Source organism: Melioribacter sp. Ez-97, from assembly GCF_051488665.1.
Lineage (GTDB): Bacteria > Bacteroidota > Ignavibacteria > Ignavibacteriales > Melioribacteraceae > Melioribacter.
This window is the reverse complement of sequence record NZ_JBPSEG010000005.1, coordinates 176,747-199,623: the sequence shown is the minus strand read 5'-3', so window position 1 is coordinate 199,623 and position 22,877 is coordinate 176,747. Positions and strand designations below refer to the sequence as shown.

At 42.5% G+C, this 22,877-nt stretch carries 17 protein-coding genes; 5 read left to right on the top strand and 12 right to left on the bottom strand.

What is annotated here, in order from left to right:
- Positions 1–11 precede the first annotated feature (11 nt).
- The 11 genes from ACSSWA_RS08235 to ACSSWA_RS08185 form a co-directional block, all read right to left on the bottom strand.
- Entirely contained in the window at positions 12–1,007 is a 996-nt protein-coding gene (locus ACSSWA_RS08235) for a cytochrome c3 family protein (protein WP_437356089.1), read from the bottom strand.
- Between the two features lie 15 nt (positions 1,008–1,022).
- Positions 1,023–2,228 carry a cytochrome c3 family protein gene (locus tag ACSSWA_RS08230; RefSeq protein WP_437356088.1) on the bottom strand — a complete coding sequence of 402 codons (1,206 nt, stop codon included), beginning with the start codon at positions 2,226–2,228 and terminating at the stop codon, positions 1,023–1,025.
- 6 nt (positions 2,229–2,234) lie between these two features.
- Positions 2,235–3,500 carry a hypothetical protein gene (locus tag ACSSWA_RS08225; protein ID WP_437356087.1) on the bottom strand — a complete coding sequence of 422 codons (1,266 nt, stop codon included), beginning with the start codon at positions 3,498–3,500 and terminating at the stop codon, positions 2,235–2,237.
- Between the two features lie 9 nt (positions 3,501–3,509).
- Entirely contained in the window at positions 3,510–4,055 is a 546-nt protein-coding gene (locus ACSSWA_RS08220) for a multiheme c-type cytochrome (RefSeq protein ID WP_437356086.1), read from the bottom strand.
- A gap of 90 nt (positions 4,056–4,145) precedes the next feature.
- Positions 4,146–6,548: a cytochrome c3 family protein gene (locus ACSSWA_RS08215; protein WP_437356085.1), complete on the bottom strand. Its 2,403-nt coding sequence runs from the start codon at positions 6,546–6,548 to the stop codon at positions 4,146–4,148.
- Between the two features lie 240 nt (positions 6,549–6,788).
- Complete coding sequence (locus ACSSWA_RS08210; protein ID WP_437356084.1) at positions 6,789–7,931, bottom strand: response regulator; 1,143 nt, start codon at positions 7,929–7,931, stop codon at positions 6,789–6,791.
- Positions 7,932–7,955: 24 nt separating this feature from the next.
- Positions 7,956–8,774 (bottom strand): response regulator, encoded by an 819-nt coding sequence (locus tag ACSSWA_RS08205; RefSeq protein WP_437356083.1) that lies wholly within the window; start codon positions 8,772–8,774, stop codon positions 7,956–7,958.
- The gene (locus ACSSWA_RS08200; RefSeq protein ID WP_437356082.1) at positions 8,767–10,659 is read right to left on the bottom strand and encodes an ATP-binding protein; all 1,893 of its coding nucleotides are present in this window, start codon (positions 10,657–10,659) and stop codon (positions 8,767–8,769) included. Before ACSSWA_RS08200 ends, ACSSWA_RS08205 begins: the two co-directional genes overlap by 8 nt.
- Complete coding sequence (locus ACSSWA_RS08195) at positions 10,656–11,750, bottom strand: cytochrome c3 family protein (RefSeq protein ID WP_437356081.1); 1,095 nt, start codon at positions 11,748–11,750, stop codon at positions 10,656–10,658. The genes ACSSWA_RS08200 and ACSSWA_RS08195 overlap by 4 nt, the downstream gene beginning before the upstream one ends.
- Positions 11,750–12,985: an NrfD/PsrC family molybdoenzyme membrane anchor subunit gene (gene nrfD / locus ACSSWA_RS08190; protein ID WP_437356080.1), complete on the bottom strand. Its 1,236-nt coding sequence runs from the start codon at positions 12,983–12,985 to the stop codon at positions 11,750–11,752. Before nrfD ends, ACSSWA_RS08195 begins: the two co-directional genes overlap by 1 nt.
- A complete protein-coding gene (locus tag ACSSWA_RS08185; RefSeq protein WP_437356079.1) occupies positions 12,985–13,887 on the bottom strand; it encodes a 4Fe-4S dicluster domain-containing protein in 903 nt (300 codons plus the stop codon). The genes nrfD and ACSSWA_RS08185 overlap by 1 nt, the downstream gene beginning before the upstream one ends.
- 249 nt (positions 13,888–14,136) lie before the next feature.
- Between ACSSWA_RS08185 and ACSSWA_RS08180 the strand changes: the two genes are divergently transcribed.
- Positions 14,137–16,185 (top strand): bifunctional 3-deoxy-7-phosphoheptulonate synthase/chorismate mutase, encoded by a 2,049-nt coding sequence (locus tag ACSSWA_RS08180; RefSeq protein WP_437356078.1) that lies wholly within the window; start codon positions 14,137–14,139, stop codon positions 16,183–16,185.
- Position 16,186: 1 nt separating this feature from the next.
- Here the strand turns inward: ACSSWA_RS08180 and ACSSWA_RS08175 are convergent, their stop codons facing one another.
- Positions 16,187–16,717: a hypothetical protein gene (locus ACSSWA_RS08175; protein WP_437356077.1), complete on the bottom strand. Its 531-nt coding sequence runs from the start codon at positions 16,715–16,717 to the stop codon at positions 16,187–16,189.
- A gap of 81 nt (positions 16,718–16,798) precedes the next feature.
- Here ACSSWA_RS08175 and ACSSWA_RS08170 point away from each other — a divergent pair, with 81 nt between their 5' ends.
- The 4 genes from ACSSWA_RS08170 to ACSSWA_RS08155 all read left to right on the top strand — a co-directional run bounded on the left by ACSSWA_RS08170 (position 16,799) and on the right by ACSSWA_RS08155 (position 22,874).
- A complete protein-coding gene (locus ACSSWA_RS08170; protein WP_437356076.1) occupies positions 16,799–18,247 on the top strand; it encodes a PQQ-dependent sugar dehydrogenase in 1,449 nt (482 codons plus the stop codon).
- Positions 18,248–18,434: 187 nt separating this feature from the next.
- Complete coding sequence (locus ACSSWA_RS08165) at positions 18,435–20,831, top strand: GH36-type glycosyl hydrolase domain-containing protein (RefSeq protein WP_437356075.1); 2,397 nt, start codon at positions 18,435–18,437, stop codon at positions 20,829–20,831.
- An 8-nt stretch (positions 20,832–20,839) separates the two neighbouring features.
- Complete coding sequence (locus ACSSWA_RS08160) at positions 20,840–21,799, top strand: glycoside hydrolase family 130 protein (RefSeq protein WP_437356074.1); 960 nt, start codon at positions 20,840–20,842, stop codon at positions 21,797–21,799.
- Positions 21,783–22,874, top strand: coding sequence for a carbohydrate-binding family 9-like protein (locus tag ACSSWA_RS08155; protein ID WP_437356073.1), 1,092 nt, complete (start codon positions 21,783–21,785; stop codon positions 22,872–22,874). The genes ACSSWA_RS08160 and ACSSWA_RS08155 overlap by 17 nt, the downstream gene beginning before the upstream one ends.
- The last annotated feature ends 3 nt before the right edge of the window (positions 22,875–22,877 follow it).

Here is a 22,877-nt window from a genome sequence, read left to right as displayed (position 1 = left end):
TGCTCGTAGTTTTAGAAAAGATCGACTTTGCCGTTGATATGCTTGGATTTATCGACAATATTTCCGTATTTGTCGACGACGCCCACATGGCATGTGCCGCAAGCGCGAAGTTCGGCGTCTTCATGACCCGTGGGCGGCAAGCCGTGACATGTGCCGCATGCAGCCTGGCTTCCGTCCACCTGATTCCATTTGGGCGAAAAATTATTGCCGGTCATTTTGTCGGCGGTATAAATAAACGGATAGTCTGAATTTTCTTTCTTGAATTCGAAATTGCCGTGACAGTAAGTGTTGCTACAGGTATTGCTGGCAAAATCATAAGAAGGACTTGAAGGACCTGAAGACGTAAACGCGCCGAAGATAACCTCTGCGTGCGGTGTGTTGTCGATATGTCCGGGCGCTTCAAAGCTTGTCGGCAGTATATGGCATTCCATGCAGGAGACGTTATCGGATAACAAAGACGCATTCAAGTGAGCCTGATGAGCGCCCACTCTCGGGTCGGAAGTTTCCTTTGCATTATTTGTCGCCTGCGGCGGGGCTATGCTTCCGCCTTTGAAAAAGTCGCCATGACATGTGTTGCATGCTTCGGGACCGCCCGCTTTGTTGTGACATGTCGTACAAGTGGGACTGGTAATTCCACCTGCATAATCGTCGCCGTGGCACTGGGCGCATTGCGAAAGATTCCAGTTAGTAGCGGCAATAAATCTGCCGTGAAAGTTATCCGAACCCGGCAACAATATACCGTCGACATGGACGTTGATTGCGGGGTGGCAATTTACGCAGCTGACGCCTGCGGTGCCTCCGGAATAATTCGAAGCATGGCATTGTTTACAACTTTCCATACTATTATCTGTCAGCTTCTTGCCGTGAAAATTATCGGAGGATTGCGACAAAAATCCCGCTCCGTGAACGCTCAACTGAGCCGGCGGAGTAATTTCCTCCTGAACGTCGCTGCAAGAAGCTAAAACGAATAATAACGATAGAGCCAAATAATATTTAATATATTTCATAATCTACCCAAAAATTTAATTGTGACAATAACCGCAGAATCCCACGCCTTTAATGCCGTCCGGGCGAGCGTTGGCGTCAGTATGACACGAATAGCATACGGAATTAAAGTCGGAATGCCAATCGCCGTCGGAGCCGTTCATAAATCCGCTTACGTGGGTTTTCGGGTTAGTTCCTTTAACGCCGTCGTTATCGACATGGCAGAGGACGCAATTCGGATCCGCACCCTGGAGGTCGTGACACGACGAACACGATTCAATGTCGCGCTTTGCAAGGATAGCGTGCTGTCCGCCTCCCGTTCCAACGCCGATTGTAACAAAATTCGGTTTGGTATGCGAAGCCGGCATGGCTCCTTCGAGCGCATAATCTCCTCCGCCGTTATTATGGCATTCTGCGCAGAATGTTTCTACCTGATGGCACGTCTGGCATTCGGCGGACTTTGTATTTGCGTCGATGCCGTGCGAAAAGCGGTAATTCAAATCGTGAACCCGCGTTATCTGTTGCATCTTTGTGTTGTCTGTGAACTTATGCGGAGAATACGGAACGTAAAAATCCGATTCTGTATTTGTCTCGGTCATCATTGTAGTCGATACGTGACAAGCCTCGCAGAAACTGTTATCGTGACACATTTCGCAATTACTGTCCATTGCGGTGGCTTTGAACTTGTGAGCTTTGAAGAAGCCAACCTGCTGATGGTCGTCGGGAATTAAATTGACGGTCGAAATGTGGCAGACTTCGCAGTCGTTTACAGCCACCGATTTATTGTTGTGGCAGGTAATACAACTGCTCATCGGCGGGTTGACGCTCGCAGATTCGAAACCGTAATCTACGCCGTCGAGCCCTTTATGGCAAGCGGCGCATTCCATCTCTTGCTCGTTGATGTGAAAGCTGTGGTTGAATATCAACGAACTCTTCGTTTGAATCAGAGGCTCGAATACATCTTCATAATGACACATTTGACAATTGTCCGTATCCTCAACGTCGTGACACGTAGCGCAGACATCTTTTTCGGGCAATAGCCTGTCGTTAAGTTTTATGCTGCTTGCCACATTTGTATGACACGACGCACAATCTGTTACTTCACTATGAAGCTCGTGAGAAAATTTAATTATGTCCTTATTGGTTTTACGTGGCTCGTTGCCTTTGTCCGCGTCGATTGCTGCTACTGTAAGAAAAACGAGAATCAAAAGGCTGAGCGGCAGATAAATAAATTTTATTTTCATAATGGTCTACAAGTTTGTATTAAACAAGTAATTAACTTTGAATAAAACTCTGAAATCGTTTTTGTATATCTTATTGTTGAAATACTGCGTTTGGAAATCGAAAGATAAAATTCTCCATGGTCTGAAGTTAATACCGACTAGGAGAGCGGTAATGGAATTGGTCTCGTCGTCGCTTGAAAGTTTATAGCTGGTGTATGTAACTCCGACCGAAGGGGTGATTAATCCTTCGACAAACGATTTTGCCAAATAGAGAGAAGCGGCGTCGAGTTCTCCGGCGTCGCCTAAAGTCTTGCGGTATGAAACCGAACCGTACTGAGTTGTAACGCCGAGACTCAATCTCGATGAGTGTTCGGAGTCGAATTTAACGTCGCCGTATTTGAAGAAGAGGCGATAGAGACCCGAAATCTTATAGTCGAAACCGCCTTCGATTTCCTGAGAATTACCGTAGTCGAATACGGAGAAGATCGAGTTGTAACGTATCCTGGGCTCTCTATAGTTATAATAAAAATTGAGCCCAAGTTTGTCGGTTGCGTTTACTCTTCCGTCGAATTCGACTTTTGAAGTCACTTCATAGTTCAAATCATATTCGTAACGCGTGCTTACGTCGACGAGGTTGTTGTATGAATAATAAGCGTCGGCAGAGAGTAATTTGTATTGATTCGATTTCGATTGAATCAGGATAGTAACCGGGTCGAGATTCTCGTCGAGTCGTTCGGCGTAATAATCGACCGATTTGAAATTCTTGTCGATATACGATACGCCGAGACGGAAGTTTTTCAAGGCAACCGTTTCGAAACGACCTCCCATAATGTAATCGTTGCCGAGGTCGTGCGTTAATTCGAGTTTTTGATATGCCGGCAGGTTACCGCCGTAGAAACCTGTCAGCGAAAATCCCGCGTATTTTAATTTGAGATTAATACCGTCGAAAAGACCGCCGGCTACAGGAGTAAAGAGCGGCTGTCTTCCCAATTTTACGGTTGCAATGCCCAAGAGATCGCGCGCTTCGAGATAAAGATTGTAGAAACGAACCCGGGGATCGGCGTCGAGAGCATTGCCCAGATTGCTTTCAAAATTAAATCGTGTACGCAAGGAGAATTTCGAGTAGTTTGCGTTAAGGTTCAAAGCCTGATAGGTTCTGAAAAATGTTTCAGATGAACTGGCGGTATTATATCTTTCGAACGAATAAAACGAAGACGTAATTCTGCCGTTAATATTTTGAGCGTTCAATAAGAACGGCAGGAATAGAAAGAATATTATTAATAACCTTTTCATGTTCTGCCTTTATTTTTTGGGAACAGGGTGAGCAATTTGAGGCCACATTTTTGCAAAATCGAATTCTTTTTTAGTCGGACTTTCTTCGTTGTGGCAAGTTTTGCAAAATTTTTCGATTTCGGCTTCGTCTTTCCAGATTCTCAAGCCGTTTTTGACCGCTTCGTCGCGACTTTTCATAACTTTCATCGATTTGTAATCTTCTCCCGGACCGTGGCAGGTTTCGCATTGAACGCCGTCTTCAACGGAGAATTTTTTCCCAAGTAATTTTTTATCGACGTCGTAGCCGCTTGCGTGGCATTTGAGACATTTGGGATTTTCGACCGCTTTAACTTCTCCGGAAATTTTATTTGCCTCTTCCGAGAGGAGCGCTTTATAAGCGTTAGCGTGTTTTGTACCTTGCCAGATTTTTAATTGCTCGCCTTGCTTTTCGCTTTTGTGACACATACCGCATGCTTCTGCGCCTATATACCCGTGCTCTTGAGCGTTCAGGGTTTCGGGCAATATAAAGAAACATAGAACTGCAACTATGGTAAGGATAATACCATTCTTAAACATATTTCCTCCGCGCTTTTTTGATAAAAGTTGTTTATTTATTTTAATTGAATATAGCTCAATCAATATTAAGAGGCAACCGTCTTATTATCTTTATTTTTCCCCTTTGTTATCTTCCGGATTCAATTTATTTTCGAGCCACAATCTCAGTTCCGGGTCGTTTTCGAGTTCTTTATCGAAAACTGCGTCGGGATCGAGATTGTTTTCTCTCAATGTTTTCGTAAAGAGAAGAGTGGAATTGCTGAGTCGTTTTTCTTCTCTTTTTCCGGCTTTATATTCTTTCCATTCCAAAAGAACTTTTCTGAAATGTTTTTCGTGATGATGTCTGTAGTTCTTAAGCGTCATTTTGCCGTCGATCCAGGTCAAACTCATCGGGTATTCATGCGGATGGAAAATCACAAAGAACCAGTGCCAAACAAGAATTGCAAGCGTAGCAAGAATAGCTTCGTAAAAATGGATAAGCTCGCTTACTTTAATCAACCATACGGGAGCCCAGTCGCCAACAACAGTCGGGAACCAGAGAATGAAACCGGTGGCGCCCATAATTACCGTACCCCATATTAAAGCCCAATATTCGGCTTTTTCGGTGTAATCATATTTATCGTAAATCGGTTTTTCTTTTTTAATTCTCAGATAATAAAGTATGGTGTCCCTTGCTTCGATTATGTCGGTATGTTTCGGTAACAGATTTTTGAGAACGTCTCTTCCCCGCGCTGTGAAAATAAGATAGAACACATGATAAACTCCGACGCCGATCATAAGAACAGCCGCGCCGCGGTGGATATATTGGCGCACGGTTTCAGTCATTCCGAAGTACATCAAAAGTTCTGCCCACCAGCTTGTGTGGTATTTAAGCGCAAATCCTGTAATAGCCAGAACAATGAACGAAACGAGCAGCAGAAAATGTTGAAGGACTTCGCTCTTCGTAAAGCGCGGTATTGTAATTTCCTTTTCGGTTCTTTTTTTCTTCTTCTTAATCTCATATAAAAAGATAAGCAGGTTGTGCAATATCATACCGCCGATAACCGATACAATCAGCCAGAAATAAATATCGGTTACAATTTTTTCTACCTTAGCGGCTTCTTCATTAATCGTAACGTGCGAATAACTTTGAGAGAATACGGGGGTTGCTTCGGGGTGACATTTTTGACACGTTTCAGTTACGTTTGAAACATTTACGGCGGATTCGGGGTGTTCTTTAGGCAAAATTTTATGAACGCCGTGACAATCGACGCACATAGCCGCGTCTTTATCGCCCCGCATAACGGCTAATCCGTGATAACTGTCCTGATACGATTTAGCCTGATTACCGTTGATTCCGAAACGTTCGGCAATGCGCGGATTTTCATGGCAAACCATGCAGGTTTTTTGTTGTATTTTGCGAGCCTCGAGTCTTTTATCGCCGCCGGAAATCGGGGTTATGTCGTGCTCGTTATGGCAGTCGTTGCAAACGGGCGATTCGCGGTAGCCTTTCTTAGCGCGAATCCAGTGAATCGACTCCATATATTCCTTGGCTTCTTTCTCGTGGCACTGTCCGCATGTTTCGGGCAGATTAAATGCCGATATCTTGGAACCCTGCTGGACTTTGTTTTTGATATCGTGAACCCCGTGACATGTAGTACAGGTGGCTCCTTTATTGCCTTCCTTTACCATCATTCCGTGAACCGAGGAGCTGTATTTCTGACCAGGGCTTACCAGACCGATGTCGTATTTCTTTGCAATCTCCGGATTATCGTGACATTTACTGCAGGTAATTCCGATATTGACGGAATTTACGGGACTTGAGGGATGGTCGACCTTCTTGATGTTATGCGAACCGTGGCAGTCCCAGCATTTGGCGGCGTCGTCAATTCCTTCGCTCAGGGCTATTCCGTGTATGCTTTCTTTATGTTGCGCCGCTATATCTACGTGGCATACGTAGCAGTTTGCAACTTCTGTAATTTTTAGATTTTTCGGGTGTTTGGAGATATTTTGAGCGATGTAGCTGTGGCAGTCTGCGCATTCGAGCTTGCTGTGAACGGATGTGGGCAGCGTTAATTTGACGTCTTCCTTTTTGTGACAGCTGAGACAATTGTCTTTGCTTATTTTTTCGGCGTGATAACTCGTAAGCAAAGGTTTGGCTTCGTGGCATTTCGAGCAGTAGGTTCTCGAATTCGTTGACAGGGAAGTCGACGGCTTTTTAATATTATGCGAGCCGTGACAGGAAACGCATCCCGGCGCGTTTTTAATTTTCAACCTGTGATGAATGTCGTTTTCGACCGAATTCATCTTGTCGTCGTGGCACATTGTACAATCGACTTTTTCCGCGCCGTTATCCATATGTTCTTCGTCTACTACATCCTGATGGCAATCCTGACATTCGATTGCTTCGAAATGGACGGATTTTTCGATGCTTACTTCGTGACAGTCGAGGCAATTAAAATCTTGAGCATTTAATTCATGATTAAATAATATAAATAGAGAGCACGCAAATAAAAGAACAGTTTTACGAATCATTTAGTCTCCAGATAATTTATGCGAAAGAAATAGTAATCAAATATCGTGCTGAAAAATGAACGGCTGAAAATTCGAAATTCTATCCGATAATCCGTTTTCTTTATTAATAATGAGAATGCTTTTCGTATTAATAAGATAATGGACTTAAATATCCTATCTAAAAATATTTACTCGAGAGGATTAAGTCAATAAAAATTTTGATTAAAAAAATCCCGCAGTAAAACTGCGGGATTAATCGTGTCATTTTTCGAAAAAAGAGCCCGTAACCAGATACCAGTCTTTATCTTCCAGATTTTCAATACCGCTGAATGAGCCCTCTTTTCCGTTCGCGCTTTTGACTTTGTCTTTGAAGGTTTCGAGGTATCTGTCGATCTCTTCCTGATAGAATGCCACGGCGCTTTTGCCGATTTTGAGTTCAGCCAGTTCGGATTCGAGATTTTCCGCATCGAGAGTGCAAATCCAATGTTTACCGTATGGAGTAATGTCGAGAAGATCGATGTTTTCCCTCAATTCGTTATTGATAGCTTTAACTTGTCCGCTTAATGGTGATGCAAATTTAATTACGCGGTTTTTTTGAATAAGGCTGAATAAAGTTTGTCCCTTTTTAATATTCATACCGAGATTGGGAAATTCGATATTGTCGATTTTACCGACGATTTTCTTTGCAAAATCGTCAATGCCGATTCTGGCGGCTCCGTCCTCGGTAATTGCGGTCCAGCAGTGATTATCCGAAATAAAAACTCCGCCCGGAATCGAAAATTCGCCTTGCCCGATTTTTTCGGTTTCCGGCAGATGAGAAATATGAACGCGGGGTTTGAGCTGTTTTTTGATGCGCTCCTGCCGTTTGATGAGACATTTTTTCGTGAAATCGAGGAGTTCGTCCTCGGTAAACGGCTTTTGAACGTAATCCATAGCTCCGTATTTCATGCATTCCACCGCCGACTCAACTGTGGCATAGCCCGTTATGATTATTACATCGATATCGGGTCGCAGATGTTTTATAGTTTTGGTTACCTCAACTCCGTCCATTTCCGGCATTTTCAAATCGGTAAATACAAAATCGTAATGATGGCTTTGAACCAAAGTAATTGCTTCGGGACCCGAATTAACCGTATCGACCGAATAACCGTCGAGAACCAAGATTTTCCTGAAACTGTCGAGAACAACGTCTTCGTCGTCAACGCAAAGAATCCGGGCTTTCGGATTTTGCACTTCGGCTCTTTTTAATGTTTTGACTTCTTTGCCGTAGTCTACTTTTACTACTTCGGCAAGAACTGCTTCTCTTTCTTTGCGGAGTTTTGCTTCTTCATATTTTTTGATGAATATTCTGATTATAACGTCCGCAATAATGAGAATGATTAAAAGTAAAATGAATAAAGACATATCTATTTCTCCTGTTGTTAAAAATTATCTGTCGGAACTGCACGGGATTAAATTTTCGATTTCGTCTTTCAAATTCACAGGAATCACTTTATAAAGCCATCCTTCGAAATAAGGGTCTTTTTCGATTAATCCCGGTTTTTCGAGCGCTTTTTCGTTTCGGTCGATTATGCGGCAGCTAACGGGCATACTCAGAGTATGAGTCAAACCTTCGTAGTCGGTGATATATGCCGCCGCCGACGCCTGCGAAATTTTGTCGTTAATTTGAAGCAGCTCTATTTTTTTTACTCCGTCAGTCAGTTTGACGAATAAATCGGTCGCGCCGGTAACAAAGCTCCCGTATGAGAATTCTTCGTTGATTAGATTGACCGGCAGGTCGGGCTTTATCCACGTTCCGTATCCGAAACGATAGTATTTGGCAGGACAGGGCACATAGAGCAATTCGTTTTTGTTTTTAACCGCTTTGAGGTTAAGTTTGCCGTAGGCTATGCCTCTTTTAACGACAGCCGAAAGTTCGTCTATCGTAAAAGGTTTGGGAAGAAAATCAAAAGCCCCGAGCTTTATCGATTTAACAGCCATCTCGGGCGTCGTATAACCGGTAATCATTATGACGGGAGCTTCGTATCCGATTGAGCAGAGCGACTTAAGAATTTCAAAACCGTCTTTGTCGGGCAGCATAATGTCGCAAATTACGAGTCCGTATTTGTTTCCTTTGATTTTTTGAATTGCAGCTTCGTAAGTGTCAGCCGAATCTGCCGTCAGATTATTTAGTTTGCATATTTTAATAATCGAATCGATAATGACCGATTCGTCGTCGATTATCAATATGTCGAAACTGTTATTCATAATTTTCAGCCGGAAGTTTAATTGAAAATGTCGTTCCTATGCCGGGTTCGCTTTTAACCGAAATCGAGCCGTCGTGATTGTCGATTATTCCCCAGACTACTGAAAGTCCGAGTCCGGTTCCTTTTTGTCCTTTTGTTGTAAAGAACGGTTCGAATATTCGGTTCAAATGTTCCTGAGGAATACCGCAGCCGTTGTCTGAAATTTCAATTTCGACGAATTTTCTGGCTCCAGCATTGTCTATTCTTTCCCATCTCTGCCAGTCGTCGTTGAAAGAAGCGCACATTTCGACGTAACCTTTTCCGGGAACTTCGAACTTGAAAACAGGACCGCCGCAAACCGGACAATTTGAATTCCGGTCAATTAACGATACGTCGCATACAGGGCAATGAATGCCTATGTGAGAATTTTTTTCGATCGGAATGCCGAAGTAATGTTGAGACCTTCCGTAGATCGGGTCGATGAATACCGCTCCTTCGTTTTCGCCCGATTTTAATTTTACGCGAATCGAAGACATCCCGGCAATTTTATTCTCGTTGTCGATCAAATTATGATTCTTGGGGCAAAGCGCCGCTTTGATATGCGTATATCCTTTCGGAGGCAGAGTAAGTTGTTTGGTCTTGATTACTATTTCACCGCCTTTATTACCGATTGCGTCGATTGCATTCAGTATAAGATTCAATAATACCTGCTGAATTTGATTCTGGTCCGCCGCGATCTGCGGTAAATTATTGTCGAGTATTTTTGTCAGTTTAATATTATTAAGCGACAACTGATTATGAGCCACCGACTCGGTTCTTTCAATAATTTCATTGATATTAATCAGATTTTTCTTGGGCGAAGATTGTCTTGAAAAATCGAGAAGGCTTCTAACTATATCCCGGCATCGCATAGTTTCCCTTACTATTACCTGCAGGTCTTCCTGCAATTCGGGATTGTCTTTGGCTCGTTTCATTAAGTAACTGCTGTAAGTGAGCACGCCGGTTAAAGGGTTATTGATTTCGTGAGCGACGCCGGCTGCTAGCTTTCCGAGCGAAGCCATTTTATCGGATTGGAACAGCTGTTGTTGTGTCTCGTACAGCTTTTTTGTCATGTTGTTGAAAGATTTGGCGAGGTAACCCAGTTCGTCGTCGCCTATCTCTTTTATTTCGTAGGTTAAATTTCCCGCGGCAATCTGATTGGTAGCTTTAATCAATTCTTTTACAGGACGGTCTACCCAACGTTTTACGAATATGCTTATTATTATTCCGATTGCAAGAATCGATACGATCGTAAAAATCAATTCCTGAATTTCGTTGCGTTTAATTGTGGCGTCGATTTCTTCGAGCGATATCGTTATATCGAGCACTCCGAGAACAGACGCATTTTCCGGGTGGGCATGACATTCGGCTTCGTAACACGACTTCTCGTTGTAAATCGGATTTATTATTCCCATAATTCTCGGATTGTTATCGCCGAGTTTGAAAATTCGGGTTCTCTGTTTTATCGGCAGACGTTCGAGAGGTTTGTTCTCGGCATGGCACGCGTAACAGCTTTCTGCTTTTTTGTCGAGCATTTTACCGAGGTCTTCCGGATTGCTCGAATAGATTATTCTGCCTTCTTTATTGTAAATTCTGATATTGTCGATTGTTTTGTCCTGACCGATTGTCTTTACAATTTCGTCCACATATTCTCTCTGATTGAGCAACATACCGTAGCGCGTGCTGTTTTTAATCGTCTCGCTCAGTTGATTGGCGTGACGTTCAACTTCGGCGAGAAGACAATTCGTCTGGAAATTTATTTTGATATACGCATAAACGCCTATTATCAAAACGACGGTCAGACTGACTATAAGAATTAATTTCAATCCGATTTTTCTGAAAAATTGTATTTCATTAAGTCCGTTCATTTTTTAATTACCTTTCCGGGTTTGTCTTTTGGATACGATTTGTCGTCGTGACAATTATCGCAGCTTTTTATATTGTACGTCGGCTCCTGATGACAATTTTCGCATTCGAATTCAACGTGAATTTCGTCGAGATTCAGTCCCGTAACTTTGTGGTCGAAATTATCAATAGTCCAGACGCCGTGGCAGCCGCTGCATTCTTGTTTCAATCCGGTAAATTTGCCTTTGACAACGTGGCATCTCGAGCATTTCAAATCGGAATGGAATTTAGAAATGTCGAAGCCGGCGCGCTTTTGATGGTTGAACGGAAGCGTTTCTTTATTGGAATGGCACCTGCTGCAGGAGTTGATCTCTTCGGTATCGTGACATTTGTTGCATTTGGAATGAAGAATTTCGGGCGACGCTTTTGTAGGGATTTTCTTCGATGCGTGACATTTAATGCAGCTTTCGTTTTTATGACAGTCGCTGCAATCGTAACCGAAGGTTTTATTGTGTTCCTCGTGATAAAATGTAACAAGTTTGCCGTCGCTGAAATCCGTTTCGTAAACTTTCTTAACGGGAGCTTTTATTTCCGGATGAATCGATTTTGTCGTGGCGGGTTCGTAAAGCTGATTTTTTTGAGTTCCTGCAGGCGTATGGCAGCTTACGCATTCAATTTCGCCGCTCCATTCCCGATGGCATGAAATGCAAAGACGGTGATATGCGGCTTTCAGGTCGGGCTTGCTTATGTCGTTTCGTTTACGCTGCGGGCTATGGCATTTTGAACAACTGATAATATTTCCCGGAGGATTATAATGATGACAAATTCTGCAGTCGCCCGACATTACCGACATATCGGAATGAGCGTAATGATCGAAAATTGACGGTTCGTAGAGATTTGTTTCTTTTATCCGGTCAATCTTGATTATTCGCGGAGCTTCTTCGGGTTTCTGGTCGATTCGTATTAATTCTTCTCTCGGGCAATCTATAAGACACGGATTCTCTTTGGTGGGTATATCGCATGAATGACATGTTTTACATTCCAGGTTTAATTTCGAATGCTGAGCAAACAAAATTAGAGGCGCCGTCAATAATATTAATATTATTTTTTTCATTATTTACCTCTGATAAAAAATTTAGTTTTGGAAGCCACTGGCTGAGGTACGGATACAATCGGGAATATCATCACAAAAGCGCGGAACAGAAGAATTTCAAGCGCAACAAATCCGAGCGTAACGAGTATCTCTCCGATTGACGGGAAATAAGCTGCGTATTTATAAGGAGGATTATAAGCTATAATAAAATTGTTAATCCTGTTGAGTAATACTCCGAATATAACGAGAGCCGAGCCGATAAAAAGTCCGGCGCGTGTTTTTGTGAGCTTAGGCGAAAGAAATATTCTGAGAGGAATTATAATTCCGAAGAAAATTTCGATTAAAAACAGAACGCTTTCTACGCTTAACTCGTTGAGATAAACGAAAGTTTGGCGTATTACCATGTCGCCGAGTTTAAATGCGAGATAAATGCCGAGCAAAGGAGCGACCATCGTGCCGAGATTTGAAAGTACTTTCATCTCGGGTTTTAAACCGAAAGATTTCGAAGTAATGAGCGATTCGAAAATTACCATCGGAAATCCTACCGAGATTGCCGACAGGAGAAATAGCAGCGGCAGAATCGGAGTTTGCCAGAGAGGGTGCATTTTGGATCCGGCAATTACCATCAACGTTCCCAAGGACGATTGATGCAGACACGAAAGTACGACCCCTGCAATAATAAATATGAACATGGTTTTATTGAGAGTTTTATCGAGTATTCTCAGCAGAGAATCGACGGGTTTGTTTAAAGCCGAAAGAAATCCCGGGAGATTAACTCTGCCGATGAATCTTTCGGTAACAATCGGAATGAATTCGATATAAAGAACAGTAAGATAAGCCATAACGCACATACCGACTTCGAACAATACGGAATTTCCGTTCCACATAATGAGCGGGTGCCATATATAATACCATCTGCCGAGATCCATCGCCACGCTGAAAGCCACAAAAGTGTAGCCGAGCAGAGCGGTAAGAAGAGCCGGGCGCACGATTACGTGATATTCTTCTTTGTGCATAATGTGACCGAGAGCGGCGGTTGTAAACCCGCCTGCGGCAAGAGCCACTCCGGCTGCAACGTCGATTCCAATCCAGATTCCCCACGGATATTGATTGCTTAAATTTGTCACCGCGCCGAGTCCGAATATTAACCTTGCCAGCAAAAACAAAATTCCGACAGTTGCAAAAGCAAAAATGATTATTACTCCGGGAGTAAAGTATTTGGTTTTAAGCGGAGCCGGTTTCATGTAATCTTCCATTATTCTTCCCCCTCTTCTGATTTTTTGCGATTTTTATTTATCCACATTACTCCGCCCAGCAGTGCATACAATGCAATCGGGGGCAGGAAGTAGGCGAATATACCGTGTTGAATAGCTTCGGTAACGCCCGGCGCCGGACTTTCGCCCAATTTGGGGAATTGCAAATCTTCGAATTTTCTGCTTGCAAGATAGAGCCAAGCGGTGCCGCCGACTTCGGTTTCGCCGTAAATGTGATTAATGTATCTGTCGGGATAGAGTTCGATTTTACGCCGCGCAACGTCAATCAAGTCTTTTCTTCTGCCGTATGTAAGGGCTTCCATCGGGCAAATTTCAACGCATGCCGGCAGCCTGCCTTTTGAAGTTCTGTCGAAACAGAAATCGCATTTTTTGATTTCCGGTTGAATAGCTTTGTGATATTCGAAAGCGGGAATTTGGAACGGGCAGGCAACCATACAATAACGGCAGCCGATGCACTTATTCGTATCCCAGATTACGCTGCCGTTTTCTTCTTTAGAAAATGCGCCGACGATACAAGCGGAAACGCATGCGGGACGGTCGCAATGCATACACTGAACTTTTACGTCGATCGGAAACTTGGGATAGTCGTCGAATTCATATTCGTTAACGACAGTCAAAGTAGTATGGTCGGGACGACGCATTTTTTTCATCGCCTCTCTGTTGTCGTAAGATTCCAGAGAGGGTGTTGGCATATTATGAGCCGTTTTGCAAGCCCATTCGCATTTTCTGCATCCTACGCATACAGTCGTATCAACCAGCACGCCCATTCTGTCTTCGGATAAAATGTTTTTCGGAGCGGCGTTTGATTTCTTTGGCAGTCCTGCAATTACGGAGCCTGCAGCCGCCGCGGTTTTGATAAAATTCCTTCTTGTTTGTTTCGGCATTTTTCCTCCTTGTGAGTCAAAGCCGCAAGCAACGACTTTAAAATTACTAAATAGAGTTTATTATCTTATTCTAAATTAGATTTTAAAAGAAAATAAGTCAATAAAAAAATAATATTAAGGATATTATTGTATTATTATGCTTTTTGAAAGTCCGCTAAATCTTTCGTTTTTTGGGTAATCTGTTAAAATGTCTTTTTTTAGGCGTATATTTTTTTTAGATTCGCAACTAATAAATTATCGGTTGAGGAAATGCCCCGTAAATCAAAATATGATCTCAATACAATTAGAGAGAAAATCAATAAGATTGACGAAAGTATTATTACGCTTCTTGCAGAAAGAAGACAGCTAAGTAAAGAAGTTATACTCGCAAAAGAGAGCAATAAAGCGCCCATACGCGATCAAAAGCGGGAAGAAGAACTGTTAAAAAGACTCGTTAAACTCGGCAAGAAAGCCGGTCTCGACGCCAATTACGTAACGAAAGTATATTACGAGATTATAGAAGATTCGGTGCGGCTGCAGCAGTCTTATATTCAAAATCTGATAAATAAAAGCGAAGAAAAAAAGAAAATAGTTTCGGTTGCAATTCAGGGAATCGAAGGCTCTTACAGTTATCTGGCTACTCAGAAATTTTTTGCAGGCAGCGGATATAAACTGAATTTTGTATTCAAACGCAGATTCGACGAAGTAGTGGAAGCGGCTGAAAAAGGAGAAGCCGATTTTGCCGCGCTTCCGATCGAAAATACTACGTCCGGCGGCATAAACGAAGTTTACGATCTATTGCTTCATACGACTCTTTCGATAGTGGGCGAAGAAAAATTTCAGGTCAAACACTGCTTCGTTGCTTTGGAAGACGTTCCGCTTCAGAAAATAAAAAAAGTGTACGCCCATTATCAGGCGGCGGCGCAGTGCAGCAAGTTCCTGGAACAAATTCCGAACGCGGCTATCGAATATTTTGACGACACAGCCATGTCCGTTCAAAAAATTAAAGAAGAGGGAAACATTTATCACGCTGCCATTGCCAGCGAGGAAGCCGCCCGATATTTCAAACTGAAAATCCTGAGAAAAGATATTGCCAATCAACCCGGGAATTATACAAGGTTTTTGATAGCCTCTAGAAAACCTCTTATGGTTGACGAAAGAATACCGTGTAAAACTTCAATTGTATTGGCTACGTCCCATACGCCGGGTTCGCTCGTCGACGCATTGAACGTATTCAGAAAATACAATATTAATTTAACAAAACTCGAGTCCCGTCCCATACTCGGAAATCCTTGGGAAGAGATGTTTTATCTCGATTTCGAAGGCAATACCGCGAACGAAACAGTTCAAAAAGCGCTCGACGAGTTGGGGCAGTATACTCGATTTATGAAAATATTGGGCACATATCCTTCTCAGGAACTCGAAAAAACTCAGTTGAATTTTGCTTTTATCGACAAAGAAGAGAAAAAGAAGCTTTCCGTAAAATCATCCGAAAAGGAAAGCGCGCCGGCTGTTAAAAAGTCTTCAAAAAGTTATCGCCTTGCCAGCCGCGATTATAAAAGCGAGGATACTGTTATTAAGGTGAAGAATGTCATTATCGGAGGAGATAATTTTGTCGTTATTGCCGGTCCCTGTTCGGTCGAAGGCGAAGAAATGATAATGAAATGCGCTCTTGAAGCCAAAGAATCGGGAGCCCATATTTTGCGCGGCGGATGTTTTAAACCGCGTACTTCGCCTTACAGTTTTCAAGGACTCGGCTACGAAGGACTGAGGCTGCTGGAAGAAGCCGGAAAGTATTATGAGCTTCCCGTAATAACCGAAGTGATGGATACCGATCAAGTTGAAGAAGTCGCCAAGCATTCCGATATACTGCAAATCGGCGCGCGGAATATGCAAAACTTTGCTCTGTTGAAAGAAGTGGGCAAAACACATAAACCGGTTATGCTTAAAAGGGGATTAAGCGCTTCGATTGACGAATGGCTTAACGCTGCGGAGTATATCCTGTCGCAAGGCAACAGACAGGTGATATTATGCGAACGCGGGATAAGGACTTTCGAAACAGCCACCAGGAACACTCTCGACCTGAGCGCCATTCCAGTACTAAAAGAATTGACGCATTTGCCTGTTATAGTTGACCCGTCGCATGCCATCGGCGAACGGAATAAAGTGATTCCTCTTGCAAAAGCGGCAAAAGTGGTAGGAGCGCACGGCATTATGGTTGAATTTCATCCCGATCCGCCCAACGCTTTGAGCGACCCCGACCAGGCGCTCTATTTCGAGCAGTTCGAATCGCTTATGAAAGATCTTTATAATATCTGATTCATAATTGATAAGCGTAAGAAAGCAGGAAAGAGTAATAAGTTGCGTTTGTGCGTGTAAGTCCCAATCCGTAATCAATGCCGATTGAAAATCGTGAATGACGCGTCGGTTTAATTCCAGCGTTAATGCTGAATGTTATTCCGGGTTCCCAGTAATCGACATCCGAAAAAGTACGGTCGTTAATAGCCGCAATTCCGATCCCTTCTTCAATGTAAGAAATCCCGTAAAGGTTCTGCTCGGTAACGGCTTTTAAATAGAAAGATTTGACGAACGGATAATATCTTCCTTTGCGGTTCTCAGGAAGAAAATATTCGGCTTTTCTTGAAAACAGAAAGCCCCCCCGAATGTTGATATAATCTGGGAATAAAATATCCGTATCGATAAATATTGCGCCGCTCAAAGAACCTACCGACGCCGAATTCCCTTTGATTGTGCCTCCGCCCGCTCCTATTCCGATTTTAGCGATTTGCGCATCAACTTGTATATATGCGCATAACAGGATGCATATTAATGAAAGTTTAATTATTTTCATTCTGTCTTCCCGGATATCTCGTAGTTAGGTTGCTATTGCATATAAAACCAGTACGGAAAAATTAATAAGAAAGGATGAGATATGAAAAAGTGGATTTTTTTATTCGTCGCAGTATTATTTATTCTCGGTTGCAAAAGTAACAAAGCCCAACTGAAAATTGAACTTGCATTTCCAAATATCGAGGTGGATTATCCCGTGGATATCCAAAACGCAGGCGACGGAAGCAACAGGATCTTTGTAGTATCGCAGCCGGGCATCATCTATGCTTTAGAAAATAAAAGGGATGTAAATTCAAAAAAAGTTTTTCTCGACATAAGCGACAAAGTCTTATTCGGAGGCGAACAGGGATTGCTGGGACTGGCGTTTCATCCCGATTTTAAAAACAACGGAGAATTCTTTGTTAATTATACCGCGGACAATCCGAGAAGAACCGTTGTGTCGAGATTCAGAACTGACGATACTCATACGGAAGCGTTGGAGTCGAGCGAAGAAATACTGCTCGAATTTCAGCAGCCGTATTCAAATCACAACGGAGGTCAAATTTTATTTTGCCGGGACGGTTACCTTTACATCTCGACCGGCGACGGAGGTTCGGCGGGCGATCCTCAAAATAACGCCCAGAATTTAAATTCGCTCCTTGGAAAAATATTGCGCATCGACATCGATAAGAAAGACGAAGGGAAAAATTATTCGATACCCGAAGACAATCCTTTTGTAAATAATCCGGACGCCAGAGGAGAAATTTATGCATACGGATTGCGCAATGTTTGGAGATTCAGTTACGATCCCGTTACCGGTTTGCTCTGGGCGGCGGACGTAGGACAGAATAAATGGGAAGAAATCGATCTTATCGAAAAAGGGAAAAATTACGGTTGGCGTATTATGGAAGGCTTTCATTGTTATAATCCTACAAGCAATTGCGACACGACGGGATTGACTATGCCCGTTTGGGAATACGGACACAATGAAAAGGGAGGATGGTCTGTAACGGGCGGATACGTTTACAGAGGTAATGACGCAGGGGAACTCGAAGGTAAGTATATATATGCCGATTTCGTATCCGGAAACATCTGGTCGCTTGAAATAAATGACGGTTCTGCGATTAATAATTTATTGTTCGACACCGACTATGCTGTTTCAACTTTCGGAACGGACGAGGAAAACGAGCTCTATTTTGCGAATTATTCTAACGGCAGAATCTATAAATTCGTTGACGCGCCCGTTTCTGTAGGGCAAAATGAAATTCCCGCGGAAACGCGACTCCTTCAAAATTATCCGAATCCTTTCAACGGCAGCACAATAATCGATTATTACTTGAAAAAAGCGAGCCGTGTCTCGATGAAATTATATAACATCACAGGGAAAGAAATAGAGCTTCTGCTGGATGAGTACAAACCGGAAGGCTGGCATCGATATGTGTTCGAGACGGCAAATCTGGGAAGTAATTTAACCAGCGGCGTCTATTTTTACAGATTTACTACAACAAATATGTCAGAGGGAATGGTAGGGAAGATGGTTTATGTAAAATAATGAGGTCGCAAGCTAATATTTTTTATTATAAAAATAACCTGCCTTTTATTCTGTACAAATCAGATTAATCAATGAACGGGTTGCTAAATTTTATTTGCTATTTAAGGAATTAAAGCCTAATTTTACGTTTAGTTATTTTTAGAAAAAAATATACTGATTCATATTACTTTCTTTGTGGAGCTAAGAAATGAATTACGGTCATTTTTCCGAGGATGGAAAGGAGTATATTATAACAAATGTTAAAACTCCTACCCCGTGGATAAATTATATCTATAACGGTGAATATTTTTCTACTGTTTCCAATAATGCCGGCGGCATCAGTTATATTAAGAGCCCGTTACACGGAAGGATTACGAGATATCGGATAAATGATGTGCCTTCCGACAGGCCCGGAAAATATATTTATGTTAAAGACGAAGAAACCGGGAAAATTTGGACATTGAGCTGGCAGCCTGCCGGTTACGATCCTAAAGCCTACAAGGTTATTCACGGCTTGGGTTATACCGTCATCGAATCGTTTGTGGAAGGAATTCATGCCCGCGTTACTTATTTCGTACCGATGAATTATAATCATGAAGTCTGGAATGTTGTTCTTACAAATAAATCCGGAAAGAAACGCCGTCTGTCTGTTACCGGTTATGTGGAATTTGCTTTGGGTCACGGACTTATAGATTTGATCAATCAATGCGACGACCAGCATTTTAACAGAGCATATTTCGACAAAGATTTGAACGCCCTTTTTGCAACAAAAACTTATTGGGTTACAGAAACCAACGGCACTCAACAGCAGGAAAATAAAGAGTGGAATCAGTGGGCTTTTTTTACGTCCAATTTACCGATAAACCGATACGAAACTCTGAGGGAAAGATTTCTCGGCTTTTATAACAATGAAGAAAAACCAATCGCGATAACCGACGACAAATTTTCTAACTCCGGTACGGACTATGGAAACGTAGTGGGCGCAATAAACATAAGACTTGAATTGGACAGCGATAAATCTGAGAATGTGGTTTTTTCTTTAGGCGTTCTGCCGAAGGAGCGGTTCGATGAAAAGAAAAATGATATCCCCAAAATAGTTCAACCCGGGTATATTGAAAGATCATTCAAAGAAATTGAGAATTATTGGACAGAATTCCTGGGACACACACGAGTTGAAACCCCGGATAAAAATGTTAATATATTTATGAATAATTGGGTGCCGTATCAGGCTAAAGTAGCTTTCGATGTCGGCAGGGTGGCGAGTTATTATTATTGGGGAATCAGCAGGGGATACGGTTTCAGAGATACTTCTCAGGATGTAATAGCCGTAACAATTGCGCATCCTGAAAAAGCAAAGGAACGGATTCTGCTTTTATCTCGCCAAATGTTTTCAGACGGAAGAGTATACCATCACTTTTATGACGATGGCAAAGGAGAATTAACGCGTCATTGCGACGACCCCGGCTGGTATATTCTGGCAGTAACGGAATATATTAAAGAAACGGGCGATTACTCCATTCTTAAGGAGAAAGTCTCTTTTGTAGATAAAAATGACGGCACGGTCCTGGAGCATTTGCTGGCGGTCGTTAATTTCATGAAAAATAATCTGGGGCGCCACAATTTGCCTGTATTCGGACGCGGCGATTGGAATGACACCCTCGATTATATCGGGGGCGACGACGGAGGCGAAAGCGTGTGGGGCGCTATGTTCTATGTAGCAATGCTCAATAAATTGATTGAACTTTTCCAATTTCTTAAGGTCGAAAATATTGCCGATATAATAAAATTACGAGACGAAATTAGAAGAAATATTAATCAATTTTGTTGGGACGGCGATTGGTTCATAAGAGCGTTCGGCAACGGAGGCATGGTAATCGGTTCCAATAAATCGAAAGAAGGAAAAATTTTCGTAAACACGCAAAGCTGGGCTGCAATTTCGAATCTGCCGGACAAATCTAAAATAAGGCAGGCGCTCGACAGCGTCAAAAAACACCTCGACAGCGAATATGGCCCGAAAATTTGCGCTCCGGCTTTTAAAGAAATCGACCCGAATATCGGACTGGTTACGCGATGCGTTCCCGGCAAAAAAGAAAACGGAGCCGTATTCTGTCATCCTGTTACCTGGCTCATTCAAGCCGAATGTATTATGAGAAACGGCGACAGAGCATACGACTATTTCAGAAAACTTCTGCCGAACCGCGTCGACCCGGACATTTATCAAGCCGAACCGTACGTTTATTCTCAATATATTACAAGCGACGAACATTCCTCTCCGGGAAAAGCGAGCCATTCCTGGCAGACCGGAACAGCCGCATGGATGTATCGTGTGTTTTATGATTATATTGCGGGAGTAAGACCCGATTACGACGGTTTAATCGTAGACCCGGTTATACCCGCTTCATGGAATTATATTCGCGTAGAACGTATATTCAGAGGCGCAAAATATATTATCGAAATAGAAAATCCGGACAATGTTCAATCCGGTATCTCTTACATAATGATTGACGAAAAAGAAATAGAAGGAAATAAATTGCCTTTGACGGATAAGAAAATTTGTCGCGTTAAAGTATTAATGGGCAAAACAATCGAAACCGCCAATAAATAGAGTCGTTTATGTTAGTCAGATATGAACGGAATCCAATTATAACAAGAAAGCAGATCCCGCCGGTTAATCCGTATCTGAAGGATGTTTCTTCGGTATTTAATCCCGGAGCAATTAAGTTTAGGGATAAATATCTGCTCATTCTCAGAGTTCAAACGAGAGGCAGAGAAACTTATCTTATGAAAGCTTCGAGCGATAACGGTATCGATTTCGAAGTTGAAAATTCCGTCATAGAGTTTGAAGGCATCGAGAAAATCAGGGATGAGATTTACCACATTTATGATGCGAGAATCACTCAAATCGGCGAACAATACTATATTATGTTTGCAATGGATATGGTTTCCGGATGCAGACTCGGTTTGGCAAGAACGGAAGATTTTAACAGATATGAATTTTTAGGAATTGTCTCGAAAGACGATTCGAGAAACGGCGTGCTTTTTCCGGAAAAGATTAACGGAAAATTTTTACGATTTGAACGACCCAACAGCGTTAAACTTGAAGGCGGTCCTTTAACGGGCAATACAATTTATTTGTCGGAATCAGACGACCTGATTAATTGGGAATATGTAGAGCCGGTCATGTCGGGAAGATTTCATTACTGGGACGAAAACATCGGCTCGGGTGCGCCGCCCGTTAAAACAAAAGAAGGCTGGCTGCATATTTATCACGGCGTGGCTACTCATTTTTCCAGTTCGAATATATATCAAGCGGGAGTTTCTCTGCACGAACTCGATAACCCCGCTAAAATTATTGCGCGCGGCAGTTTGAATATCTTAGAACCGAGAGAAATCTATGAAATGGTAGGCCAGGTTCAGAATGTTTGTTTCCCTTCGGGTATGATTGTAGAAAAATATGAGGACGGATTCGCTGCGCTCGACAGCAAAGCTCTTATCTATTACGGAGCCGCCGATACGGTTGTGGCGCTCGCCTTTACAACAATAAAGGAGCTTATTGATGCTGCAAAAATATGATCTATGCGCTGTTATTTTTCTTTTAATACTTAATTCGTCGGCGTTTTGTCAGGCAATACCTCGTCCGCAGGTGGAATTTAATCCGCGTTATTATATCGTTCATCGCGCCGAAGAAAAAATAACGGTCGACGGAGCCTTAAACGAAAAATCGTGGCGCGCAGCCGAATGGACTGAAGATTTTACAGATATCGAAGGCGATATTCGACCCGCGCCGAGATTCAGAACGCGCGCAAAAATGCTGTGGGACGACGAATATTTTTATGTGGCGGCGGAACTTCAAGAACCCGATATCTGGGCGACATTAACAAATCGGGACGATATTATTTTTTATGACAATGATTTCGAAATTTTCATAGACCCCGACGGCGATACTCATCGCTATCTGGAATTCGAAATGAATGCCTTCAATACCGTTTGGGACCTTCTGCTTATCGAACCTTACAGGGATGTCGAAAAAGCGGCATTGCACGGCTATGACATTAAAGGACTCAAATCCGGCGTAAAAATTTACGGAACGATCAATAAGCCGGGAGATGCCGACAGTTGTTGGACTGTTGAAGTCGCCTTCCCCTGGAACGCTTTCGAAGAAATTACGGAAATGAATCTTCCCCCAGAAGACGGCGATAAATGGAGAATTAATTTTTCGCGCGTTGAATGGAAAACTGCAGTAAAAGACAATAAGTATGTTAAGATTATTAACCCCGAAACCGGCAAACCTTATCCCGAAGACAATTGGGTCTGGAGCCCGCAGGGCGTAGTAAACATGCATTATCCCGAAATGTGGGGATTTATTAAATTTACTACTAATACTGCGTTCAATAAAACTACAGACTTCGAATACGACGAAATAGAAGAAATAAAATGGTTCCTCAGACAAGTCTATTACGCGCAAAGGGAATATTACGAAAGAAACAAACGATACGCGGATGACTTAATGTTGCTTGATATTCCTGAAAATAATTATGAAACAACTATTGAAACCACGACCAATTTTTACGAAGCCGAAATTAAGATAGACGACCGCTCTTCCGTACGAATTACGCAGGATGGTTTAATAAAAATTATCAATAGATAAAAA

Bases quoted from the DNA above. Each gene is read 5' to 3' on its own strand.
- ACSSWA_RS08185 (WP_437356079.1), bottom strand. From the start codon at position 13,887: ATGCCGAAACAAACAAGAAGGAATTTTATCAAAACCGCGGCGGCTGCA.
- ACSSWA_RS08170 (WP_437356076.1), top strand. From the start codon at position 16,799: ATGAAAAAGTGGATTTTTTTATTCGTCGCAGTATTATTTATTCTCGGT.
- ACSSWA_RS08235 (WP_437356089.1), bottom strand. From the start codon at position 1,007: ATGAAATATATTAAATATTATTTGGCTCTATCGTTATTATTCGTTTTA.
- ACSSWA_RS08180 (WP_437356078.1), top strand. From the start codon at position 14,137: ATGCCCCGTAAATCAAAATATGATCTCAATACAATTAGAGAGAAAATC.
- ACSSWA_RS08165 (WP_437356075.1), top strand. From the start codon at position 18,435: ATGAATTACGGTCATTTTTCCGAGGATGGAAAGGAGTATATTATAACA.
- ACSSWA_RS08175 (WP_437356077.1), bottom strand. From the start codon at position 16,717: ATGAAAATAATTAAACTTTCATTAATATGCATCCTGTTATGCGCATAT.
- ACSSWA_RS08160 (WP_437356074.1), top strand. From the start codon at position 20,840: ATGTTAGTCAGATATGAACGGAATCCAATTATAACAAGAAAGCAGATC.
- ACSSWA_RS08155 (WP_437356073.1), top strand. From the start codon at position 21,783: ATGCTGCAAAAATATGATCTATGCGCTGTTATTTTTCTTTTAATACTT.
- ACSSWA_RS08215 (WP_437356085.1), bottom strand. From the start codon at position 6,548: ATGATTCGTAAAACTGTTCTTTTATTTGCGTGCTCTCTATTTATATTA.
- nrfD (WP_437356080.1), bottom strand. From the start codon at position 12,985: ATGGAAGATTACATGAAACCGGCTCCGCTTAAAACCAAATACTTTACT.
- ACSSWA_RS08220 (WP_437356086.1), bottom strand. From the start codon at position 4,055: ATGTTTAAGAATGGTATTATCCTTACCATAGTTGCAGTTCTATGTTTC.
- ACSSWA_RS08210 (WP_437356084.1), bottom strand. From the start codon at position 7,931: ATGTCTTTATTCATTTTACTTTTAATCATTCTCATTATTGCGGACGTT.
- ACSSWA_RS08200 (WP_437356082.1), bottom strand. From the start codon at position 10,659: ATGAACGGACTTAATGAAATACAATTTTTCAGAAAAATCGGATTGAAA.
- ACSSWA_RS08230 (WP_437356088.1), bottom strand. From the start codon at position 2,228: ATGAAAATAAAATTTATTTATCTGCCGCTCAGCCTTTTGATTCTCGTT.
- ACSSWA_RS08225 (WP_437356087.1), bottom strand. From the start codon at position 3,500: ATGAAAAGGTTATTAATAATATTCTTTCTATTCCTGCCGTTCTTATTG.
- ACSSWA_RS08195 (WP_437356081.1), bottom strand. From the start codon at position 11,750: ATGAAAAAAATAATATTAATATTATTGACGGCGCCTCTAATTTTGTTT.
- ACSSWA_RS08205 (WP_437356083.1), bottom strand. From the start codon at position 8,774: ATGAATAACAGTTTCGACATATTGATAATCGACGACGAATCGGTCATT.